17 protein-coding genes and 1 pseudogene are annotated in these 21914 nt (G+C 60.3%); 11 read left to right on the top strand and 7 right to left on the bottom strand.

All coding sequences use genetic code 11. The features are described from left to right. Window positions 1–419 precede the first annotated feature (419 nt). Both CAF77_RS00905 and CAF77_RS00900 read left to right on the top strand, forming a co-directional pair. A complete protein-coding gene (locus CAF77_RS00905; protein WP_011336625.1) occupies window positions 420–1865 on the top strand; it encodes a sodium:alanine symporter family protein in 1446 nt (481 codons plus the stop codon). A 99-nt stretch (window positions 1866–1964) separates the two neighbouring features. Beyond that, on the top strand, window positions 1965–2972 hold the full coding sequence (locus CAF77_RS00900) for an asparaginase (protein ID WP_064379767.1): 1008 nt from the start codon (window positions 1965–1967) through the stop codon (window positions 2970–2972). Between the two features lie 75 nt (window positions 2973–3047). Here the strand turns inward: CAF77_RS00900 and CAF77_RS28730 are convergent, their stop codons facing one another. After that, window positions 3048–3521 (bottom strand): hypothetical protein, encoded by a 474-nt coding sequence (locus tag CAF77_RS28730; RefSeq protein WP_139831544.1) that lies wholly within the window; start codon window positions 3519–3521, stop codon window positions 3048–3050. A 508-nt stretch (window positions 3522–4029) separates the two neighbouring features. Between CAF77_RS28730 and CAF77_RS28725 the strand changes: the two are divergent. Then, window positions 4030–4176, top strand: a pseudogene (locus CAF77_RS28725) (asparaginase); the annotation flags it as partial. Window positions 4177–4315: 139 nt separating this feature from the next. On the opposite strand, the gene CAF77_RS00890 reads toward CAF77_RS28725, so the two are convergent. Further along, the gene (locus CAF77_RS00890) at window positions 4316–4780 is read right to left on the bottom strand and encodes a hypothetical protein (protein WP_011336627.1); all 465 of its coding nucleotides are present in this window, start codon (window positions 4778–4780) and stop codon (window positions 4316–4318) included. 396 nt (window positions 4781–5176) lie between these two features. Between CAF77_RS00890 and CAF77_RS00885 the strand changes: the two genes are divergently transcribed. The 3 genes from CAF77_RS00885 to CAF77_RS00875 all read left to right on the top strand — a co-directional run bounded on the left by CAF77_RS00885 (window position 5177) and on the right by CAF77_RS00875 (window position 8550). Then, on the top strand, window positions 5177–6172 hold the full coding sequence (locus tag CAF77_RS00885; RefSeq protein WP_064379764.1) for an AraC family transcriptional regulator: 996 nt from the start codon (window positions 5177–5179) through the stop codon (window positions 6170–6172). Window positions 6173–6427: 255 nt separating this feature from the next. Continuing rightward, entirely contained in the window at window positions 6428–7453 is a 1026-nt protein-coding gene (locus CAF77_RS00880) for a histone deacetylase family protein (protein WP_011336629.1), read from the top strand. Beyond that, window positions 7450–8550 carry a polyamine ABC transporter substrate-binding protein gene (locus CAF77_RS00875; protein ID WP_064379762.1) on the top strand — a complete coding sequence of 367 codons (1101 nt, stop codon included), beginning with the start codon at window positions 7450–7452 and terminating at the stop codon, window positions 8548–8550. The genes CAF77_RS00880 and CAF77_RS00875 overlap by 4 nt, the downstream gene beginning before the upstream one ends. A gap of 59 nt (window positions 8551–8609) precedes the next feature. Here CAF77_RS00875 and CAF77_RS00870 read toward each other — a convergent pair whose 3' ends face one another. Further along, window positions 8610–10163, bottom strand: a complete 1554-nt coding sequence (locus tag CAF77_RS00870) for a PLP-dependent aminotransferase family protein (RefSeq protein ID WP_064379761.1) — start codon at window positions 10161–10163, stop codon at window positions 8610–8612. Window positions 10164–10255: 92 nt separating this feature from the next. Here CAF77_RS00870 and CAF77_RS00865 point away from each other — a divergent pair, with 92 nt between their 5' ends. The 3 genes from CAF77_RS00865 to CAF77_RS00855 are packed head-to-tail and all read left to right on the top strand — an operon-like array spanning window position 10256 to window position 12020. After that, window positions 10256–10879: an FMN-binding negative transcriptional regulator gene (locus CAF77_RS00865; protein WP_064379759.1), complete on the top strand. Its 624-nt coding sequence runs from the start codon at window positions 10256–10258 to the stop codon at window positions 10877–10879. Window positions 10880–10889: 10 nt separating this feature from the next. Further along, on the top strand, window positions 10890–11336 hold the full coding sequence (locus CAF77_RS00860; RefSeq protein ID WP_011336633.1) for a GNAT family N-acetyltransferase: 447 nt from the start codon (window positions 10890–10892) through the stop codon (window positions 11334–11336). 12 nt (window positions 11337–11348) lie between these two features. After that, complete coding sequence (locus tag CAF77_RS00855; protein ID WP_085653930.1) at window positions 11349–12020, top strand: GNAT family N-acetyltransferase; 672 nt, start codon at window positions 11349–11351, stop codon at window positions 12018–12020. A 30-nt stretch (window positions 12021–12050) separates the two neighbouring features. Here CAF77_RS00855 and CAF77_RS00850 read toward each other — a convergent pair whose 3' ends face one another. Together CAF77_RS00850 and CAF77_RS00845 are read right to left on the bottom strand one after the other, a co-directional pair. After that, window positions 12051–12329 carry a helix-turn-helix domain-containing protein gene (locus CAF77_RS00850; RefSeq protein ID WP_064379753.1) on the bottom strand — a complete coding sequence of 93 codons (279 nt, stop codon included), beginning with the start codon at window positions 12327–12329 and terminating at the stop codon, window positions 12051–12053. Further along, the gene (locus CAF77_RS00845) at window positions 12326–13678 is read right to left on the bottom strand and encodes a HipA domain-containing protein (protein WP_064379751.1); all 1353 of its coding nucleotides are present in this window, start codon (window positions 13676–13678) and stop codon (window positions 12326–12328) included. The genes CAF77_RS00850 and CAF77_RS00845 overlap by 4 nt, the downstream gene beginning before the upstream one ends. A 240-nt stretch (window positions 13679–13918) precedes the next feature. On the opposite strand from CAF77_RS00845, the gene CAF77_RS00840 reads away from it, so the two are divergent. Both CAF77_RS00840 and CAF77_RS00835 read left to right on the top strand, forming a co-directional pair. After that, window positions 13919–16876 (top strand): autotransporter domain-containing protein, encoded by a 2958-nt coding sequence (locus tag CAF77_RS00840; RefSeq protein ID WP_085653929.1) that lies wholly within the window; start codon window positions 13919–13921, stop codon window positions 16874–16876. Between the two features lie 593 nt (window positions 16877–17469). Further along, window positions 17470–18543, top strand: a complete 1074-nt coding sequence (locus tag CAF77_RS00835; RefSeq protein ID WP_371915524.1) for an autotransporter domain-containing protein — start codon at window positions 17470–17472, stop codon at window positions 18541–18543. Between the two features lie 104 nt (window positions 18544–18647). Here the strand turns inward: CAF77_RS00835 and oadA are convergent, their stop codons facing one another. After that, window positions 18648–20456 (bottom strand): sodium-extruding oxaloacetate decarboxylase subunit alpha, encoded by a 1809-nt coding sequence (gene oadA, locus CAF77_RS00830; RefSeq protein ID WP_064379745.1) that lies wholly within the window; start codon window positions 20454–20456, stop codon window positions 18648–18650. An 11-nt stretch (window positions 20457–20467) separates the two neighbouring features. Beyond that, window positions 20468–21883 carry an acetyl-CoA carboxylase biotin carboxylase subunit gene (locus CAF77_RS00825; RefSeq protein WP_007954255.1) on the bottom strand — a complete coding sequence of 472 codons (1416 nt, stop codon included), beginning with the start codon at window positions 21881–21883 and terminating at the stop codon, window positions 20468–20470. Between the last annotated feature and the right edge of the window lie 31 nt (window positions 21884–21914).

The following is a 21914-nucleotide window of genomic DNA, read 5'->3' as shown; positions in this document are numbered from 1 at the left end:
GCTCACCAGGTCGAGGGACTAGACACCTCTCACCTTTTGAGGGCTTGGGGAGCATTCCCCGAGCCCTTTTTTTTAACTGTTTGAACCTGAGAACCGTATGTATGGAAGCTGGCTGCAAACCGGCTCCCAGACAAGCCCGACGCCGGTAACGTCGGGTGTTTCAAAGCTTCGTTTCGTCGCTTGCACCACAACCGTGCAGACGGGCGCCGCACTGATCGGTATAGTGCCGCCCCTCTTCGCGTGAGCGGTCGTCGGTAACGAGGCCATAACCCATGCGAAACCCGAACTAATAACAAACCCGCGATATGGATCCGGGACGAAACCCTCGCCTCGCCCGTTGTGCCGCACGCACACCGGTGTAACGCGATGTTTCTGACCATCCAGCATTTGCTTAAACAATAAACAGCGAGGAAAAATCCATGCTCGAAGTCATCAACGACTTCCTCTCAGGGAAAGTACTGATCGTGCTCATTGTCGGGCTCGGTAGCTACTTCACGATTCGCTCGCGTTTCGTTCAATTGCGCCACTTCTTCCACATGTTCGCGGTGTTCCGCGACAGCCTCAAAGGCAGCGCCGGGCAACTCAGCTCGTTCCAGGCCCTGATGCTCAGCCTCGCCGGCCGCGTCGGTGCAGGCAACATCGCCGGTGTCGGCATCGCCGTGACCCTGGGTGGTCCGGGGGCGGTGTTCTGGATGTGGGTAACCGCTCTGGTCGGCATGTCCAGCAGCTTCTTCGAATGTACGCTGGCCCAGGTCTACAAGCGTGCCGATGGCGACGGCCTGTACCGTGGCGGTCCGGCTTACTACATCCAGCACGGCCTGAAGCTCAAAGGCATGGCGGTGGTGTTCTCGATCCTGCTGCTGGTCACCTACGGCTTCGCCTTCATCGGCCTGCAGTCCTACACCGTGACCCACTCGCTGCAAAACGCCTTTGCCTTTGATCCGCAACACACCGGTATCGTCCTGGCAGTGCTGCTGGCCATTACCTTCATCGGCGGCATCAAGCGCATCGCTTCGGTGTCCGACCTGCTGGTGCCGATCAAGACCCTGGCCTACATCGGCGTGACCCTCTACGTGATCGGCACCCAGATCGAACACGTGCCAGCCATGCTGGTCACCATCTTCAAAAGCGCCTTCGGTCTCGACCCGGCCTTCGGCGGCCTGCTCGGCAGCGCGATTGTCATGGGCGTGAAGCGTGGCGTGTTTGCCAACGAAGCGGGCCTGGGCAGTGCGCCGAACGTCGCCGCCGTGGCCGCCGTGAAGCACCCGGGCGCTCAAGGCGTGGTTCAGGCGTTCAGCGTGTTCCTCGACACCTTCGTGATCTGCACCTGCACCGCGCTGCTGATCCTGCTGTCGGGCTTCTACACCCCGGGCTTCGAAGGTGACGGCATCGTCCTGACCCAGAACTCGCTGGCCGCCGTGGTGGGTGACTGGGGCCGCATGTTCGTCAGCGTCGCGCTGTCGCTGTTCGTCTTCACTTGCATCCTCTACAACTACTACCTGGGCGAAAACAGCCTGCAGTTCCTCACTCGCAACCGTGCTGCGCTGATGACCTTCCGCGGCCTGGTGCTGGCGCTGGTGGTCTGGGGTTCGATGCAAGACCTGTCGACCGTATTCGCCTTCGCCGACATCACCATGACCTGCCTGGCCTTCGTCAACCTGATGGCCCTGGCCCTGCTGTTCAAGGTCGGCATGCGCGTGATGCGCGACTACGATGCGCAGCGCCGCGCCGGCGTCGACCAGCCGGTATTCGACTCCAGCAAGTTCAGCGACCTGGATCTGGACCTGAAAGCCTGGCCTGCCAATCCGTCGGCCGACACCCAGGCCAACGCTCAGCCGCAAGGCATCCCGGCAGCGCAACGCTGATCGGGTAAAAACCGGGCGCAGATCCTGCGCCCGGCGTGACACAAGCAGCGGTCGGCGTCATGCTCGACCGCATGCTGTCCTCGTTCAGGAGAACTCCCCATGAATTCCTCGACCTACCCTGCCGCCCAGCACGTCATGGTGCTGTACACCGGTGGCACCATCGGCATGCAGGCCAGCGCCAATGGCCTGGCTCCGGCGTCCGGTTTCGAAGCGCGGATGCGCGATTACCTGCACAGCCAGCCGGAGCTGGTGGTGCCGCAGTGGCGCTTTCGCGAGATGTCGCCGCTGATCGACAGCGCCAACATGACCCCGGCCTACTGGCAGCAACTGCGTGAAGCGGTGGTCGACGCCGTCGATGTGCAAGGTTGCGACAGCGTGCTGATCCTGCACGGCACCGACACCCTGGCCTACAGCGCCGCCGCCATGAGCTTCCAGCTGCTCGGCCTGCATGCCCGCGTGTGCTTCACCGGTTCGATGCTGCCGGCCGGCGTCACCGACAGCGACGCCTGGGAAAACCTCAGCGGCGCACTGGTCGCCCTCGGTCACGGCCTGGCGCCGGGCGTGCATCTGTATTTCCACGGCGAACTGCTGGCGCCGACCCGTTGCGCGAAAGTGCGCAGCTTCGGCCGTCATCCATTCAAGCGCCTGGACCGTCAGGGCGGCGGCGTGAAAGCCACTTCCCTGCCGGCAGCGCTGAACTACAACCAGCCCAAGCAACTGGCCAGGGTTGCGGTATTGCCCCTGTTCCCGGGCATTGGCGCCCAAATCATCGACGGCCTGCTCGACAGCGACATTCAGGGCCTGGTGCTGGAATGCTACGGCAGCGGCACCGGGCCGAGCGACAACCCAGAGTTCCTCGCCAGCCTCGGCCGGGCGCGGGACAGCGGCGTGGTCGTGGTGGCGGTCACGCAGTGCCATGAAGGCGGTGTGGAACTGGATGTGTACGAAGCCGGCAGCCGCTTGCGTGGTGTCGGTGTACTGTCGGGTGGGGGCATGACGCGGGAGGCAGCGTTCGGCAAGTTACACGGGTTGCTGGGGGCAGGACTCGAAGTAACAAACATTCGGCAGCTTGTGGAACTGGATCTCTGTGGAGAACTGTCTTTGTAACTTGGTTTGTTCTGCAGTCAACTGATCAATGATGAACAAAAATACCCCTCCTTACTGCCAATGGAGGGGTATCAACTATTTCACCTGAACAATAAAAAGATGCGCCTTCAATTTTGCCGTTTCAGGATTTTGCGGATTACCTCGATAAACTGTTGCATCAACGTCGCATTCATACTTTCCCGTGACGCTGTCAAACGTTGCATTTGAAAGCCTTGTTGTGTCCGCCCACCAACGCGCCTCAGCAACACTAGGCTTCGTATTTAAATATTCGCGCTTACTCATTTGAAGAGTATAGGTGCTCAATTTCAGCGCTGACTCCGGGATCTCAAGGTTAAAATCAGAATGCTTGCTCTTAAATATAAAAATTATACTTGTTCCGTGTTGACCATTATTTACCACAAAAGAGTTGGCATCAGAGAGTAAGTATTTGTTATCTACTGCCCCTTCAACGCGCCCCTCAGTTGCAGGATTCTTTCCATTTCCATATTTTTCCCATATCTCTTCCATATCATCCCATTGAGCTTCGACATCACTATCTTTCGAACTCATTTCCCATTCTCCTCTATTGAAAAACTTCACAGACATTACGACTGCAAACTTGAGCGTAGCCCCAGAAAAATACAAATCAAATAAAAAAACGAAAATCAAGAAAACCAGTAACTAAACGACCAGCGGTGCACTTATATTTAAAAACCTGTTACTTCTGACAGTCGTCAAAAGAGCAATCTCGCATTAAGTTAAACAGGCGGGAGCCATGACCCTATAACTAACAAATCAATCTGGTCTCCTCTGTTAACTTTAATTAGCGCAAACAACTGAAACCGGCAGGTGGCATGTAATTTGCCCCTTCAAAGTTGTATTCGCTCAGGACATTCCCATGCTCCACTCCCACCTCACCACCCTCAACGCCGTCTCCCTGATGCTCATCACCTTCAGGGATCAGGGCCTGTCCAGCGAAGCGCTGCTGGCCGGCAGCAGCATCGGTGCGGCGGAACGAGTCGCCCTCGGCCACGGCCTGGCGCCGGGCGTGCATCTTCGTGGTTGCGGTCACGCAGTCGAAGCGGGCAGCCGCTTGCGTGGTGTGGGCATGCTGTCCGGTGGCGGGATGAATCGTGAGGCAGCGTTTGGCAAGTTGAATGCCTTGCTGGTGGGGGCAGGCCTTGAAACGGCCGAAGTACGACGTCTGGTCGAACTCGATCTATGAAGTGAGCTAATCTGATTCGACGTACAAACCTGCAGCCGGATAGATATGGCCCTGCCCCAATGGATGTTAGGGGGCAGGGTCAATAGACCTGGACAACTCCACAGGCTTCTCGCTCTCGATACGTGAAGATTTGCGTTAATCACTTGATGCTGAAAATGCCGTCTTTTAACTGTTTGATCGTGCTGTCTGGATGAGCGAACTCGGCCTCCACGATTCCGTAAAAATATCCGCCGATGGGATCCCGATTTATTTGGATGACCCCGCTCGTAGCAATATTATGTTCATCTTTGTAGATAGCTTGAATGGACCCGTACTCTTCTGGAATACGAACCTTTTTTCCAAGATCTTTTGCATCAATGAAGAACGCGATCGTTTGCTCGAGTTTATTGTCAGGACCCAAAATGGCGAAAGCAATCAAAATATTACTTTCAGGGTCAAGCCTGTAGGCAGAGAGCCTGACATCTTGCCCATCACGATTTATCTTAATCTCGCCCTCAAGCGCGTTTTTCGCGATTAGATCGATTTTTTTATTCAGATCTTCAAAAGATTTCATTGCCTGATTCTCCGTAGGGATAAAACTGGATTTCACATCTGTTACTGCCATGGTTCAGTCTATGAATTTGCCAGAATGAAAGCCGTCAACCCATTGCCAACTCCAGATTGATCGTACTCCAACAGGCCGAATCCAGTGACACGACCATTCGAAAATAGATGCGGAAGTGCACCAAGTCAAACCAAAAACCGCTCCCGACAAACGGTACACTTTACGGGAAAAACCTGTAACTTCTGACAGTAGCCAGCAAATATCAAATAATATAAATTAATTGAGCGCCGCTCTAACTTATTACTGCCAAATTTCTATTTTTGCTTGTGATGAGCATTTAAAAAACAACAAATCGTCCAACTAACGAATCGGGCAAAGTTATCTTGCTGATTTTCGACAGCTGTCGCCGGCACATAACTTGCTCGCCTTTCCGGCACCGCCCGGCTGGAAGATCCTATGCTTCACTCCCACCTCACCACCCTCAACGCCGTCGCCCTGGTGCTCAACACCTTCAGGGATCAAGGCCTGTCCAGCGAAGCACTGCTCGCCGGCAGCGGCATCAGCGCGGCGGATCTAAGCCGGGCCGACACCCGCATTACCACCAATCAGGAGATGCAGGTCTGCGCCAATGCGGTCGCGCTCAAGCACGACATCGGCCTGGAGCTGGGCCGGCGCATGCATGTTTCCTGCTACGGCATCCTCGGTTACGCGCTGCTGACCTGTGCCACCTTCGGTGACGCTTTGCGGCTGGCGATCCGTTATCCGGCGCTGCTGGGAACACTTTTCGAACTGAGCCTGGAAGACGACGGCGAGCGCGTCTGGTTCGTCGCCGCCGATTATCGCGAGAGCCCGGCGATGGCGGTGTTCAACGCGGAGTTCTGTCTGGTGTCGCTGAAAGTCATCTGCGACGACCTGCTCGGCCATCCGCTGCCATTGCTGGCCGCGCGCTTCGAACACGCCGCGCCGGATTACCGCGACAGCTACGCCGATCACTTCAAGGCGCCCCTGCACTTCGGCGCCAAGGACAACGCCTTCGCCTTCGACCGGCGCTGGCTCGACCAGCCGCTGCCGCTGGCCGACATCATCACCCACCAGGCCATGGCCGAACGCTGCCGCAAACAGAACACCGAGTTCACCGGCCGCCAGGCGTGGCTGGGGCGGATCCGCCAGTTGCTCAGTGCGCAACTCAATGCCGCACCGGGCCTGGAAGGTCTGGCGCAGCAGATGAACTGCTCGCCGCGCACCCTGCGCCGGCATCTGAAGGACATGGGCTGCAGTTATCAGGAGCTGCTCGACGAGCTGCGTTTCGAGCGGGCCAAGCAGATGCTTTGCGAAGATCAACTGCCGATCTACCGCATCGCCGAAACCCTGGGTTTCAGCGAGACCGCGAGCTTTCGCCATGCGTTCGTGCGCTGGAGCGGTGTGGCACCGAGTCAGTTCCGGCCACACTGATACTTACTTTACGGGAGCTGACTGGCCAGCGATGGCGTCGACACACTCGGCATTGAAGTCGCCTGACACTCCGCTATCGCTGGCAAGCCAGCTCCCACATGTTCTGCGTTCCAAATCAAAGGGCCAGAGGAGGGGCGAATTTCGGTCAGTTCTTTTGGCCATATCGATCCCCTTTTGGCCGCTCCTGACGTTCTCCGATTCGCCCCGCGCCGCAACACTGGAGCCAACCGAATCAGCCCCTGCGGAGAACAACAAATGCTGACGATCTACTCTGACGATCACCACCTGCACCATGGCCGCTGCGAATTGATCGACGGGCAACTCAAGCCTTGCTTCGAGATGCCGTCGCGCGCCGACCACGTGCTGCAACGGGTAAAAAATCAAAACCTCGGCCCGGTCGAGGCACCGAAGGATTTCGGCCTCGGGCCGATCGAGCGCATTCACAGCCGCGACTACCTCGACTTTTTCAAAGGCGCGTGGGCACGCTGGACCGAGTTCAACACCGACGGCGACTTGCTGCCTTACACCTGGCCGGCGCGCACCTTGCGTCAGGTCAAGCCGACCAGCCTGCACGGCCAGCTCGGCTATTACAGCTTCGACGGAGGCGCGCCGATCACCGCCGGCACCTGGCAAGCGGCGTACAGCGCGGCGCAAGTGGCGCTGACCGCACAAGCGGAAATCCAGCGCGGCGCCCGCGGTGCCTTCGCCCTGTGCCGTCCACCGGGACACCACGCTGCCGGTGATTTGATGGGCGGTTATTGCTACCTCAACAACGCCGCCATCGCCGCGCAGGCATTCCTCGATCAGGGCCACAAGAAGGTCGCGATCCTCGACGTCGACTACCACCACGGCAATGGCACCCAATCGATTTTCTACGAGCGCAGCGACGTGCTGTTCACCTCGATCCATGGCCACCCGGAAGCGGAATTCCCGTTCTTCCTCGGCTACGAAGACGAACGCGGGGAAGGCGCCGGGGAAGGCTTCAACTTCAACTATCCGCTGCCAGCCGGTTCCGGCTGGGATATCTGGAGTGCGGCACTGGATCAGGCCTGCCAGGAGATCGACAACTACGGCGCCGACATCATCGTCGTGTCGCTGGGTGTGGACACCTTCAAGGACGATCCGATTTCGCAGTTCAAGCTCGACAGCCCGGACTACCTGGCCATGGGCAAGCGCATCGCGGCCCTCGGCAAACCGACCCTGTTCGTCATGGAAGGTGGCTACGCGGTGGAAGAAATCGGCATCAACGCGGTGAACGTGCTTGAAGGTTTCGAACAATGAGCAGACTCAAGCACTTCATCGCGCCGGCGTTGTGCGCGGCTCTGCTAAGCGGCGCCGCACACGCCGAGGAACGCACCCTGCGGGTCTACAACTGGTTCGACTACATCACCCCCAAGGCACTGGAAGATTTCAAGGCGCAGAACAGCCAGACCAGACTGGTCTACGACATCTTCGACACCAACGAAGCACTGGAGGCCAAGCTGCTGACCGGCAACTCCGGCTACGACGTGGTGGTGCCGTCCAACGTGTTCCTCGCCAAGCAGATCGAGGCCGGGGTGTTCCAGCCGCTGGATCGCAGCCAGTTGCCGAACTGGAACCACCTCGACCCGAAACTGATGAAGCTGATCGAAGCCAACGATCCGGGCAACAAGTTCGCCGTGCCGTACATGTACGGCACCATCCTGATCGGCTTCAACCCGGCCAAGGTCAAGGCCACGCTGGGCGACAACGCGCCGGTGGACAGCTGGGACCTGATCTTCAAGGAAGAGAACATCAGCAAGCTCAAGCAGTGCGGCGTGGCCCTGCTCGATTCGCCGTCGGAGATCCTGCCGCTGGCCCTGCAACACCTCGGCCTGGATCCCAACAGCAAGAACCCGGCGGACTACGCCAAGGCTGAAGCGCTGTTGATGAAGATTCGCCCGTACGTGACCTACTTCCATTCGTCCAAGTACATGGCCGACATCGCCAACGGCGACATCTGCGTCGCGGTCGGTTATTCGGGCAGCTTCTCGCAAGCGGCCAACCGTGCGAAGGAAGCGAAGAATGGCGTGGTGGTGGACATGCGTCTGCCGAAAGAAGGCGCGCCGATCTGGTTCGACATGCTCGCGATCCCGAAAGGCGCGAAGAACCCGCAGGACGCCTACACCTTCATCAACTACCTGCTGCAACCGCAGGTGATCGCGCCGGTCAGCGATTTTGTCGGTTATCCGAACCCGAACAAGGACGCCACCGAACTTGTCGACCCGGCGATTCGCAACAATCCGAATCTGTACCCGACCGATGCGGCGATGAATACGCTGTACACCCTGCAGCCATTGCCGCGCGATGCGGAACGGGCACGCACGCGGGCGTGGACGAAGATCAAATCCGGCACCTGAAACCTGCTCATCCAATCCGGACCCGCCCCGGCGGGTCTTTGGATACCGACGCTGCGTCTTCACTCACCCCAGGCTTGCCGCAAACGGGCCAGGGCCGACTCGATCGCCGGCTCCGGCACCGCCGCAAAACCCAGCACCAGACCGGCGCGCTGATCGAGCGGCGTCGTCGAGTCCGGCAGCCAATATTTGCTCAAGCCATTGACTTCCACCTTTACCCTGGCGGCCTGTTCGATCAATTGCTGTTCACGGGCCACGCTATCGACCGCCACGGTGAGATGCAGTCCGGCCGACACGGCTGGCAGTTCGCCGACACCCGCCAGCCCCTCGGGCCAGCCATTGAGAAGTACATTGCGCCGGCTCAGTGCGGCCCGACGCATCCGCCGGATGTGCCGCTGGAAGTGCCCGGCCGCCATGAATTCGGCCATCACCGCTTGAGTGCTCACTTCGGAATGCCGGACATCCACCGCCCGCCGCTGCGCAAACGCCTCCACCAGTCCCGGCGGCAACACCAGATACCCCAGGCGCAGCGCCGGGAACGCGACTTTGCCGAAGGTGCCGACATACAACACGCGGCCCTGGCGGTCGAGTGCTGCCAGCGGGGCCAAGGGTGCGCCGGTGTAGCGATACTCGCCGTCGTAGTCGTCCTCGACGATCCAGCCGCCGTTGCGCTCGGCCCAGGCCAGCAGTTCCAGACGTCGCGCCAGGCTCATCACCAGCCCGGTCGGGTATTGATGAGACGGTGTGACATACGCCACCCGGCAATCTTCGGCGGCCGCCAGTGCCGCGCAGTCGATGCCCTCTTCGTCCACGGCAATGCCGTGCAATCGACCGCCGGCCAGCGCGAACGCATGACCCGCTGCGCGATAACCGGGATTCTCGATGCCCACGCCGGCGCCCGGTTCCACCAACAACTGTGCACAAAGGCTGATTCCCTGCTGCGCGCCACTGGTGATCACAATTTGCTCAGCCGAACACTGCATGCCGCGTGAGCTGCGCAAATACGCAGCGATCAGACCACGCAGGCGCGCATCGCCCGCCGGGTCGCCGTAACACAGTTGCTGCAAATCGGGTTTGCGCCAGAACGCCGCGTTCAGCTTGGCCCAGACATCGAACGGGAACAGATCAAACGCCGGAACACCGACCCGGAATGCTCGCGGCGGACCGCTCGGTGGCATCGGTAAATGGTTCTGCTCAAGCCGCTGCAATGCACCACTGTGGATAACTTTGCTGGATAAATCCCCAGTGGAATTGGCCGAAATTGTGGATAAGGCTGTGGGTAAGCTTGTTGAAAACCCTGTGGATACTTTTGTGGATAATTTTTTCGCGGGCGCCACCGATTGCGGTAACTGCGCCACATAAGTGCCGTCCCCGACCCGGCCTTCAATGAAGCCCTCCGCATACAGCTGATCGTAGGCACGCACCACGCTGTTGCGGGAAATCCCCAACGCTGCCGCCAGATCGCGACTGGCCGGCAGGCGCGTGCCGCTGGCCAGACGTCCGTCGAGCACCCGCAGGCGCAAGGCCTGATAGAGCTGACGGCTCAGGCCTTTGCGGCGGTCGAGCTCGATACCGGCAGGGTTGAACGGCAGCGACAGCGTGGTCGAATCGGGCATGACAATGGACCTATGAAATTGGTCATCAATGGCTCTTACAACAGACCAATAGCCTGCCTACGATGCAGGCATTCGCCAAGGAAATTTTCTCCATGTACACGCCCCGCGCCTTTGCCATCGACGATCTGTCCCAACTGCACGAACTGATCCTCGCCACCCGCCTCGCCATCCTGGTCACCCACGGCGAACAAGGCTTGCAGGCCAGTCATGTGCCGGTGTTGTTGCATCGCGAACAAGGTCCGAACGGCACGCTGTACGGGCATCTGGCCAAGGCCAATCCGCAGTGGAAAGACCTGCGTGACGGCGCCGAAGCGATACTGATTTTTCCCGGTGCCGATGCCTACGTAAGCCCCGGCTTTTACCCGAGCAAGGCCGAGCACGGCAAAGTCGTGCCGACCTGGAATTACGTCGCCGTACACGCCTACGGTCACGCCGAGACCTTCAGCGATGGCGGTCGGCTGCTGGACATCGTCAGCACCCTCACCGATCGCCATGAAGCGGGCCGCGCCCAGCCCTGGTCGGTTGACGATGCCCCGGCCGATTACATCGACGGCATGCTCAAGGCCATCGTCGGGTTCGCCATTCCGATCGACCGCCTCGAAGGCAAGCGCAAGCTCAGCCAGAACCGCAGCGCCGAAGACATCGCCGGCGTGCGCGAAGGCCTGGCCGCCAGCCCCGACATCAACGATCAAACCCTCGCTCACTTGATGCGTTAAGGAAATCACCATGAGTCAGATCGACATCCGCCCGGTCAGCGCCGCCGATCACGCCGCTTGGCTGCCGCTGTGGCAGGCCTACCTGCGCTTCTACAACACCGAGTTGCCGGACGCCGTCAGCCAAAGCACCTGGCAGCGCTTTCTCGACCCGAACGAACCGACTCACGCCGCCCTCGCCTGGGCCGACGGCAAAGCGGTGGGCATGGTGCATTTCATCTACCATCGTTCGAACTGGAGCATCGAAAACTCCTGCTACCTGCAAGACCTGCTGGTGGAGCCGCAAACCCGTGGCACCGGCGTGGGTCGCCTGCTGATCGAACACGTTTACGCCACGGCCAAGGCGGACGGTTGCTGCAAGGTGCACTGGCTGACCCACGAAACCAATGCCACGGCGATCCAGCTCTACGAGCGCATCGCCGAACGCCCGGGTTTCATCCAGTTTCGCAAAGCCATTTAAGGAGCCCTGCCCATGACGACTTCACTTGCCGACTGGAAAGGCGTACCGCCGCCCTCCACCACCCTGATCGAAGGCCGCTTCATCCGCCTGGAAAAACTCGCCCCGGCACGCCACGGTGACGACCTGTTCAACGCTCTGCAAGGCCCCGGCGCCGATCCGAAACTCTGGGATTACTTGCCCTACGGCCCGTTTCCGGAGCGCAGCGCTTTCAATGACTGGCTGAACAACCACGCCGCCCACAGCGATCCGTATTTCTTCAGCGTCATCGACCGCGCCAGCGGCCAGGTGCAAGGCCTCCTCAGCCTGATGTCGATCGTCCCGGCCCAGGGCCGCATCGAAATCGGCCACGTCACCTTCGGCGCCCCGATGCAGCGCTCGCCGAAAAGCACCGAGGCGGTCTACCTGCTGGCCAAAGAATCCTTCGCCCTCGGCTACCGCCGCCTGGAATGGAAATGCAACAACGGCAACGCCCGCTCCAAATACGCGGCCGAGCGTCTGGGCTTCAGCTTCGAAGGCGTGTTCCGCCAGCACATGGTGGTCAAGGGCCAGAACCGCGATACCGCGTGGTATTCGATTCTGGACTCGGAATGGCCGGCGATTGCAGCGGGATTCGAGCGCTGGTTGAGCGATGAGAATCAGACGGCGGATGGGCAGGTGAAGGGGTTGGTTGAGTGCCGCGGTTGAAACTTGATCGACACTAAACAGGTTGCGGGTTCAGCTGTTGTTTCGCCGAACCCGTACCACGCCCATTTTCAGCCCGAACGGGCGGAACACGGCATTCAGGGATTTCAGTGTCTGATTACCTTCGCCGTGTTCGATGTGCACCAGCGTGCGTACCGAAATCTTGCACATCTTCGCGAACTGGGTCTGATGCAACCCGGTCACCTCCACGCGTAAACGGCGAACTGCTTCACCGATTTCTACGGTTCCTTCAGCCAGCGCTTCTTGAATGCTTTCGATGAGCACGGTGCGCTCGGCGACGGTCATGCTCATTTCAGATCCCACTCTTTCAATCGTTGCTCCAGGTTTTTCAGGTGGACGCCCGGATGATTCATTGTGCGGTCAGGCAAACCGCTGGCGCTCAAAATATCCGGCAACTCGGCCAGGCACTGCGCATCTTCACGCAGACGCTCGAAAGACTCCGGCGCGTCGGACAACCCTGCCAATGGGTCATCCGGATCGGAAATATCCGCCAATGCGCGACAAACCCCTCGCCAATCGACATCTCCCGCCCTCTCCAGCTCTTTTGGCCATTTGGTCGTGCGGGTCACACCTTCGTCATCCATGACCATGGGGGCCAGATCATAAATGGGGGCCAGACGATACGAGCCCTCGTCACGAATGATTGCGGTATTGCGACCGTGGTTATCCGAGTTACCAAGAATTTTGTTGATCAGGTCCCGACGTAAATAGTCCGCCACCAGTGCCGGAATCTGATTCGCTTGCCCCGCATTGCGCCAGAGTTCGGCGAGCATGCGAATGACATCCATATGGCTCATCGCGCTTCCCGGCGTCGTCACTTCGGCCAGCGAATAAATCGACTCCACGGCAAAACGCTCGACCCCACGGCTCGTCACCTGGCGATCAAAACGCTGCATCCACAAGCTGGGCTTGTTCGCTTCCTCTAACGCCAGACCTTCTGCTGCGACGGTTTCGATACCCAGTGCCTGAAGCGCCTGGTAGTAGTGGAATTCGCTGCGCAGGATGTCTTGATCGGTTTGACTTCCCTTATTCCGGGCGAATTTCACAAACCAGTGCTGACGGACGTTTTCATCATCCAGCACGGCATCGGGGTACAAAAGACCGGCGTGATCCTCCGCCAGAAGAATCTTGGGAGCCTCACCTCCGGCCCCTGTCGCCCCACCAATCGCAGCTCCCATTTCATAGGCATATTCAAGGAAGCGGTGGTCACGGCTGACGACCTCCTGACGCTGAAAACCGATGGGCTTGCGCTCATCGACAGCCTCAGCCGATTCTTTTATCCGCATGTTGCCGATCGGAGCCGGAGTGCAGCGACCAAGCAGATAAAGATCGGCACTGATGCCTGCAGGTTTCTCCTGCCCCAAACGTGCAAGAAGAAACCTTTTAGCGGCGCCTGCCGGTGCGATGTCATGCACGAATGCAGGCGTGATGGATCGCCGCCCTTCCCAATCAAGGGGAAACAGCGCACTCACGGCCTTGGAAAAAGGGGAGCCAATGGCCTCAATGTTTTCGACCAGATACGCCGACTCGTAGCCAAAACTGCAGCGGCTTTCGAAGCCTTTTTCGGGCGAGTCAAAACTCAACACCATCGCGTCGTGCCATTTACCGGCGTCGAATATCTGCAATGTCAGGTTGTGCATGCGGCTCTCATCTGCAGTTAAATGCATTGCTGCGGTCGTTTGGTGAACTACAAGTGCAATATAGTGCATTTCAGAAGATCAAGAGACTGGTTTATCTGCATTAAAGTGCAGATCAAGAGTTTAAACCTCGAAATAAACGCAAAATAATGCAGATGCTGCTGAGTCCGCCACGGACATCATTCTGTAAAAACCCTCCGCTATACAGGACGCCCCGCTTATAACAAAAAGGACGTTCTGCCCATGCCCTTCCCGCCCCAGCGCCTGTCGCTTGCCATTGCCCTGCTGATCGCCACCAGCGCCGCCCACGGCAAGACCGTGCAGATCGACACCGCCACCACTGCAGCGCAGACACTGGGTGGCAGCGACACGCTGACGATTTCCGCACCGGGCAGCATTACCAACAGCGGCAAGGCCGTGAGCCTCAAGGATGGTACCAGTGGGATCGGCGTGATCATCGACAACGCCGGCAAGATCATTTCCAGCGGCGGCCGGGCCATCGACAGCAGCGGCGACCTGACCCAGGTGCGCAACTACACCCTCTATAACCGCAGCGGCGGGCAGATTCTCGGTTCCAACGACGCGATTCGCATCGACAGCAACTTCGTCAGCGGCAGCCTGTTGATCGACAACAGCGGCACCATTCGCTCGACCACCGGCCAAGGGCTGGATCTGGATGCGTTGCGCAGTGACGGGGTGAAAACCACGATCATCAACCGCGCGGGCGGGCTGATTCGCGGTGACGCCAGCGACGGTATGAAGACCGGCGCCAATGCGACCATCAGCAACTACGGCGAGATTTCCACTGGCGACTCGCACAACGCCGATCAGAAGTTCGACGGCATCGATATCGACACCGCGACCGGCGTCAGCGTGACCAACTACGGCGTGATTTCGGGCGGCCGGCATGGCATCACCGCTGACCTCGGAGCGACGCTGGTCAACTACGGACAAATCACCGGGCGCAACGGCTCCGGTTTCGGTTCCGACGGCGACGGCACGGTGATCAACCACGGCACCATCACCGGAGCATATTCCGGGTTGCAAGCCAATGGCGACGGCGATGGCGTGGACATCGACAAGATCGCCCACATCGAAAACTACGGCACCATTCAGGGTGTCGGCGCTGGTGGTGTGGACAAGGGCGGTTTTGCCAATGGCAGTGAAGGCATTGCGCTGGGCGGCGGTTACATTCTTAACGCCAGGGATGCGCTGATCAGCGGCGCCAACAGCGCCATTCTGGTGGATGACGGCAGCGGTGGTTCGGGACTGGCAGCCACCTCGCTGGAAAACTACGGCACGATCCAGGGCCTCGACGGTTTCGGCGTGAAGTTCGTCGGTGAATTCGCCGACAGCGTGATTAACGGCGGCACGATCAGCGGCAGCAACGGTCTGGCGCTGGACCTGGGTGGCGGCAATGACAGCCTGACCCTGCGCAGCGGCAGCCGCTTCGTAGGTACGGTCGATGGCGGCAGCGGTTATGACCGCGTAGTGATGGACGATGCGGCGGGCGGCAGCTTCGGTGCCAGCCGCAACTTTGAATGGCTGGAAGTCAAACAAGGTGCCTGGACACTGACCGGCAGCGGCGACTTCAGCGACGGCGGTGCCGTGCGCAGCGGCGCCACGCTGATCAACCAGGGCGGTATCGCCGGCAATCTGACCGTGGACGCCGGTGGTGTGTATGCCGGCGGCGGGTCGGTAGGCAGCCTCAACGTGAATGGCACGTTGCGCACCGACACCCGCCTCGGCACCGCAACCATCGTGCACGACTTGAACATGAGCAGCGCCTCCACCCTCGTCTACGGTGTCAACGCCGATGGCAGCAGCGCGCCGACCAAGGTCGGCGGCACGGCCAACCTCAATGGCGCAACACTGGCGGTCAATCCCGGCAGCGGCACCTATCCGTGGCAGAGCCATTACACGGTGCTGCAAGCTGCGCGGGTCAACGGCACATTCGGTGCAGTCACCAGTGACTACGCGTTCCTCACGCCGACCCTCGCTTACACGCCGACTCAGGTCGATCTGACCTACACCCGCAATGACGTGGCCTTCAACGAATTCGCCGCCACCGGCAACGGCAGCAACGCCGCCAACAGCCTGGCCTCGATCGGCAAGAACAATGCGCTGTACAACGCCTTGCTCAACACCACTCAAAGCAGTGCAGGCGCGGCCATCGAGCAACTGGCCGGTGCCAGCAACGCCAACCTGACCAGCGCCACCCTCGGCGCCAGCAGCCAGGTCGGCAGCAGCATGCTCTCGGCGATGCAGCAAACGGGTGGCAGCCCAGGCTTGCTGGTCGGCCTCGATCAGCGTGATACGCCGATCCTCGCGGCCAACGGCGTACCGTCCGAAGCGCGAAACCTGAATGATCCGAACGCCCGGGGCCGGCTCTGGCTGCAGGCCATTGGCGGCTACGGCAAGCTCGATGGCGAACACGGCAGCAGCGGCCTGGAGCAACGCACCAAGGGCAGCGTGCTCGGCGCCGACTGGGCACTGAATCCGCAATGGCGTCTGGGCGTGCTCGGTGGCTATTCGAAGACCGATCTGGATGCCAGCGGCGTCGACGGCAATGTCGAGAGCTGGCACGCCGGCGTTTATGCGCTGCATCAAAACGGTCCGATCGCCTTGCGCCTGGGCGCGGCTTACAGCGGTCATCAGGGCGAAAGCAAGCGCACCATTGCATTCAATGGTTTCAGCGATCGCCCCAAAGGCGATTACGACGCCGACAGCCAGCAAGCCTTCGCCGAACTCGGCTACGCCATGGGCAGCGGCCGAATGAGCGCCGAACCGTTCGCCAGCCTCGGCTACCAGCGCTATCACCGCGAGCGCTATCAGGAAAAGGGCGGTGCGGCGGCGTTACAAGTCGACAGTCAGACTCAGGACAACTTCAGCAGCACCTTCGGCCTGCGCCTGGCGCACCTCGGCTCGCTGGACAATGGCATGAGCTTCACCCCGCGAATGGCCGCCGGCTGGAAGCACACCTACGGCGATGTCAGCAGCTCGACCCGTCAGGCGTTTGTGGTCGGCGGCACGGCGTTCAGTGTCGATGGCAGCTCGCTGGATCGTGACAGTCTGGTGCTCGAAGCAGGGCTGGATCTTGGTATTTCCGCGCGGCATACGCTGGGGCTGGGATACAGCGGCGAGATTGGCAGCAACAGCCGTAATCACGGGTTGATCGGGCAGTGGCAGATGAGTTTCTGAGATTTCGCCAATCCGGATTTCAGCGGGCGTTGTAGGTAAAGGCATCTTGTCGATCGGGTAATCATGGCGGGTTCATTACCCGCCAGCGACCGGGCTACAAAAGCAGACGTCATCGCCTGCATCCGACTCGGAATTGCCCGGCATCGATGGACCGGCATCGACTTTTACAGTTTGGCCTCAATTCACCTGAGGCGAACGGAATGCCCATTCAATGCAAATACAAGCTCCAACATCTTGTCCTGGCGGTTGCTCTAGGAGTCGGTTGCGTGGAATTTTCTCTGGCAGAGCAGTCGGAGCCCGACGCGCCCGTCGTGGACGAAGTGAAACCCAAGCCTGCGCGCAAGAAGAAAGAAAAACCTGCTCCGCCCAGTCTCGCTCCAAAGCCACTGCTTGCAGAAAGTATCGCTCCGACGCCAGAAACATTTCCGGTCAGCACTGAGATTCCAGCGGCACCCCTTCCTGCACCCGATGACATTCCATCCGGGAAAGTCGCCACGACGCAAAGCGGCAGCGCACTCAAAGAAAGCCTGGAAAAACCAGCGCCCTTACCGGAATCGGTTCTGGCCGAAACGTCCGCAGCTCAACAACCCCAAGTGGTAGACCAGCCACCGTCAACGGACTCCCCTTCACCAGCAGGCAACCCAGCCATTGCGGCTCTGCTCGCTGCCGACGAAACCACCGCAGCACTCGCCCTCAATCAACTGTCCGGCGGCAGCAACGCCAACCTCGCCAAGGCCACCTTGAGCAGCGTCACACCGGTCAGCGCCAGCCTGCTGTCGGCCATGCTTCAGCTCGACGACCAGCATGACAACCAGCCAAGCGCACCCCGCCACGCGGCCGGAAACGCCGAGAGCGGCAGGATCTGGCTGCAAGCCCTCGGTCATAGCGGCAAACTGGATCGCGATGTGGAGCCCATGCAGCATTCCACCAAAGGACTGCTGCTCGGTGCGGACTGGCGCCTCGACGAAGAATGGCGACTGGGTTTGATGGGCGGTACCTCCGACACGCGGATGGACAGCAAGGAGCTGGACGGCGACCTCGACAGTTGGCACCTCGGCGCCTACGCCTTGCGCCAGACCGGTTCGTTGGCACTTCGGCTCGGCGCAGCCTGGAGCAACCATGAAGGCAGTACCCGTCGCGAAGTCGCGTTCGGCCGCTTCCATGACCGACTCAAAGGCAACTACCAAGCCAGCACCCAGCAAGCGTTCATCGAGTCGGGATACAACCTGGGGCGGGCCAACGTCAGCATCGAACCCTTTGTCGGTATCGGCTATCAACGCTATCAGCGTGACGGCTACACCGAGAAAGGCGGGGCGGCGGCGCTCAGGGTGGATGATCAATCCCAAGGCAACTTCAACACTACCGTCGGTCTGCGCATGGCGAACGTCAGCACACTGGATAACGGTATGCGCCTCACGCCACGATTCGGCGCGGGATGGAAACACGTTTACGGCGAGACTTACACCAGCACCCGACAACGTCTGGTCACTGGCGGCCATGGCTACACCGTTTACGGCGCAGAGCTGGATCGCAATAGCCTGACGCTGGACACCGGGCTTGATCTGGCCGTCTCGTCCAGCCACACATTCGGCGTTGGCTTGTCGGGCGAGATCGGTACCGACAGCCGAAACCACGGCGTATCGGGCCAGTGGCGAATGGCGTTCTGAGTCCAGACTGGCTGCTGCCGCACGTTGCGGCAGCAACCTGAAAGCAAAAAAAAGGGGAGCACATGCTCCCCCGAGGTTTAAAGCGTTGTATCGAGGCCGTTATCTCAGCCTTCGATCTCGATCAGGATTTCGCCCGGGTTGACCCGGTCGCCCTTGGCAACGTGGATGGCGGTGACCTTGCCGGCAATCGCCGCCTGGACTTCGGTCTCCATTTTCATCGCTTCGGTGATCAGCACAGCCTGGCCGGCCTTGACGGTGTCGCCTTCCTTGACCAGTACATCGACGATGTTGCCCGGCATGGTGGTGCTGACGTGGCCCGGCGCCGAAGCCTGCTTGCGCTTGCTGCTGCCGCCGCCGACGAATTCGTTGAGCGGTTCGAACACCACTTCTTCCGGCATGCCGTCGATGGACAGGTAGAAGTGACGCTTGCCTTCAGCCTTGACGCCGACACCGGTGATGTCCACACGGTAGGTCTCGCCGTGAACGTCGATGACGAACTCGGTCGGTACGCCTTCGCCGCCGGCCGAAGCCACCTTGCCCGCTTCCGGGATCGGCAGCAGCACTTCCGGGGTGAGGGTGCCGGCGGCACGCTCCTCGAGGAACTTGCGACCGATGTCCGGGAACATGGCGAAGGTCAGCACGTCTTCTTCGGACTTGGCCAATGCGCCGATATCGGCACGCAGCTTGGTCATTTCCGGCTTGAGCAGATCGGCCGGACGCACGTCGATCACCTCTTCGCTGCCGATGGCCTGACGACGCAGCTTCTCGTTCACGGTGCCCGGCGCCTTGCCGTAGCCGCCTTGCAGGTAGAGCTTCACCTCGTTGGTGATGGTCTTGTAGCGCTCGCCGGCCAGCACGTTGAAGAACGCCTGGGTGCCGACGATCTGCGAAGTCGGGGTCACCAGCGGCGGGAAGCCGAGGTCTTCACGTACGCGCGGGATCTCCGCCAGCACTTCGCCCATGCGGTTCAGAGCGCCCTGCTCTTTCAACTGGTTGGCCAGGTTGGAAATCATCCCGCCAGGCACCTGGTTGACTTGAACACGGGTATCGACGGCGGTGAATTCGCTTTCGAACTGGTGGTACTTCTTGCGCACGGCGTAGAAGTACAGGCCGATTTCCTGCAGCAGCTCCAGGTTCAGACCGGTATCGAACTCGGTGCCTTTGAGCGCAGCAACCATCGATTCGGTGCCAGGGTGACTGGTGCCCGAAGCGAAGCTGGAGATCGCGGTGTCGATGTGGTCGGCACCGTTTTCAATGGCCTTGAGCTGGCACATGGTTGCCAGGCCGGCGGTGTCGTGGGAGTGGATAAACACTGGCAGCGACTGCTCGGCTTTCAGTGCACGTACCAGTTCACCGGTCGCGTATGGGGTCAGCAGACCGGCCATGTCCTTGATCGCCACCGAGTCGCAACCCATGGCTTCCATTTGCTTGGCCTGGGCGACGAACGCGTCGATGGTGTGCACCGGGCTGGTGGTGTAGGCGATGGTGCCCTGGGCGTGTTTGCCGGCAGCCTTCACCGCTTCGATCGCCACGCGCAGGTTACGCACGTCGTTCATTGCGTCGAAGATGCGGAACACGTCGATGCCGTTGACCGCGGCCTTGGCGACGAACGCCTTGACCACGTCATCGCTGTAGTGGCGGTAGCCCAGCAGGTTCTGCCCGCGCAGGAGCATTTGCAGACGGGTGTTGGGTAGCGCGGCGCGCAGCTGGCGCAGGCGCTCCCACGGGTCTTCTTTCAGGAAACGTACGCAGGCGTCGAAGGTTGCGCCGCCCCAGCATTCCAGTGACCAGTAGCCGACTTTGTCGAGCTTGTCGCAGATCGGCAGCATGTCTTCGGTGCGCATGCGGGTGGCGAGCAGCGATTGGTGAGCGTCGCGCAGGATGGTATCGGTGACAAAGATCTTCTTGCTCATTCTTGTATTCCTCACAGGCCTGCGTGGGCGGCGATGGCGGCGGCGATGGCCAGGGCCAGCTCTTCGGGTTTGCGCTTGATCGAGTAGTTGGTCAGTTCGGGGTGGCTTTCGACGAAGCTGGTATTGAACTGGCCGCTACGGAATTCCGGGTTGCGCAGGATTTCCTGGTAGTACGCGGCGGTGGTCTTCACGCCTTGCAGACGCATGTCGTCGAGCGCGCGCAGACCACGGTCCATGGCCTCTTCCCAGGTCAGCGCCCAGACCACCAGTTTCAGGCACATCGAGTCGTAGAACGGTGGAATGGTGTAGCCGGTGTAGATCGCCGTGTCGGTACGCACGCCAGGTCCGCCGGGGGCGTAGTAACGGGTGATCTTGCCGAAGCTCGGCAGGAAGTTGTTCTTCGGGTCTTCGGCGTTGATCCGGAATTGCAGGGCAAAACCGCGATGCTGGATGTCCTCCTGCTTCACCGACAGCGGCAGCCCGGAGGCGATGCGGATCTGTTCGCGGACGATGTCGATCCCGGTGATTTCTTCGGTGATGGTGTGTTCCACCTGCACCCGGGTATTCATCTCCATGAAGTACACCTCGCCCTCGGCGAGCAAAAACTCCACGGTGCCGGCGTTCTCGTAGCCCACGGCCTTGGCCGCACGCACCGACAGGTCGCCGATGTAGGCGCGCTGTTCCGGGGTCAGCTGCGGGCTCGGGGCGATTTCGATCAGCTTCTGGTTACGGCGCTGGATCGAGCAGTCACGTTCGAACAGATGCACGACGTTGCCGAAGCTGTCGCCGAGTATCTGCGCTTCGATGTGCTTGGGATTGACGATGCATTTTTCCAGGAACACTTCCGCCGAACCGAAGGCCTTGGTGGCTTCGGAAATGACCCGGGGGAAATTCTGTTCGAGTTCTTCACGGCTGTTGCAGCGACGGATACCGCGACCGCCACCACCGGAAGTGGCCTTGAGCATCACCGGGTAACCGATGCGGTCGCCCTCGCTCAATGCTTCCTCGATGCCCGAGACGTTGCCTTCGGTGCCCGGCGTGACCGGCACACCGGCCTTGATCATGCTGCGGCGCGCTTCCGTCTTGTCGCCCATGCGGCGGATGACTTCCGCCGACGGGCCGATGAATTTGATCCCGCGTTCGGCGCAGATGTCTGCCAGCTCGGCGTTTTCCGAGAGGAAACCGTAGCCGGGGTGCAGCGCATCGCAGCCGGTTTCCACGGCCAGGTTCACCAGCTTGCGCGGGTTCAGGTAACCGGCCAGCGGCTCGGCACCAATGCTGTGGGCCTCGTCCGCACGCTTGACATGCAAGGCATGCCGGTCGGCGTCGGAATAGATCGCGACCGAGCGGATGCCCATCTCGGCGCAGGCACGCACGATTCGTACGGCAATCTCACCACGGTTGGCGATCAGGATCTTTGTTATCACTTGGAGGTTCCCTTGAGCCGGTGGCACCACG

The sequence above is a fragment of the Pseudomonas sp. R15(2017) genome, assembly GCF_002112685.1.
Classification (GTDB): Bacteria; Pseudomonadota; Gammaproteobacteria; order Pseudomonadales; family Pseudomonadaceae; genus Aquipseudomonas; species Aquipseudomonas glycinae.
The sequence above is the reverse complement of the archived record's forward strand: the minus strand, read 5'-3'. Positions and strand labels throughout refer to the sequence as shown.

Bases quoted from the DNA above. Each gene is read 5' to 3' on its own strand.
- CAF77_RS00905 (WP_011336625.1), top strand. From the start codon at position 420: ATGCTCGAAGTCATCAACGACTTCCTCTCAGGGAAAGTACTGATCGTG.
- CAF77_RS00900 (WP_064379767.1), top strand. From the start codon at position 1,965: ATGAATTCCTCGACCTACCCTGCCGCCCAGCACGTCATGGTGCTGTAC.
- CAF77_RS28730 (WP_139831544.1), bottom strand. From the start codon at position 3,521: ATGAGTTCGAAAGATAGTGATGTCGAAGCTCAATGGGATGATATGGAA.
- CAF77_RS00890 (WP_011336627.1), bottom strand. From the start codon at position 4,780: ATGGCAGTAACAGATGTGAAATCCAGTTTTATCCCTACGGAGAATCAG.
- CAF77_RS00885 (WP_064379764.1), top strand. From the start codon at position 5,177: ATGCTTCACTCCCACCTCACCACCCTCAACGCCGTCGCCCTGGTGCTC.
- CAF77_RS00880 (WP_011336629.1), top strand. From the start codon at position 6,428: ATGCTGACGATCTACTCTGACGATCACCACCTGCACCATGGCCGCTGC.
- CAF77_RS00875 (WP_064379762.1), top strand. From the start codon at position 7,450: ATGAGCAGACTCAAGCACTTCATCGCGCCGGCGTTGTGCGCGGCTCTG.
- CAF77_RS00870 (WP_064379761.1), bottom strand. From the start codon at position 10,163: ATGCCCGATTCGACCACGCTGTCGCTGCCGTTCAACCCTGCCGGTATC.
- CAF77_RS00865 (WP_064379759.1), top strand. From the start codon at position 10,256: ATGTACACGCCCCGCGCCTTTGCCATCGACGATCTGTCCCAACTGCAC.
- CAF77_RS00860 (WP_011336633.1), top strand. From the start codon at position 10,890: ATGAGTCAGATCGACATCCGCCCGGTCAGCGCCGCCGATCACGCCGCT.
- CAF77_RS00855 (WP_085653930.1), top strand. From the start codon at position 11,349: ATGACGACTTCACTTGCCGACTGGAAAGGCGTACCGCCGCCCTCCACC.
- CAF77_RS00850 (WP_064379753.1), bottom strand. From the start codon at position 12,329: ATGAGCATGACCGTCGCCGAGCGCACCGTGCTCATCGAAAGCATTCAA.
- CAF77_RS00845 (WP_064379751.1), bottom strand. From the start codon at position 13,678: ATGCACAACCTGACATTGCAGATATTCGACGCCGGTAAATGGCACGAC.
- CAF77_RS00840 (WP_085653929.1), top strand. From the start codon at position 13,919: ATGCCCTTCCCGCCCCAGCGCCTGTCGCTTGCCATTGCCCTGCTGATC.
- oadA (WP_064379745.1), bottom strand. From the start codon at position 20,456: ATGAGCAAGAAGATCTTTGTCACCGATACCATCCTGCGCGACGCTCAC.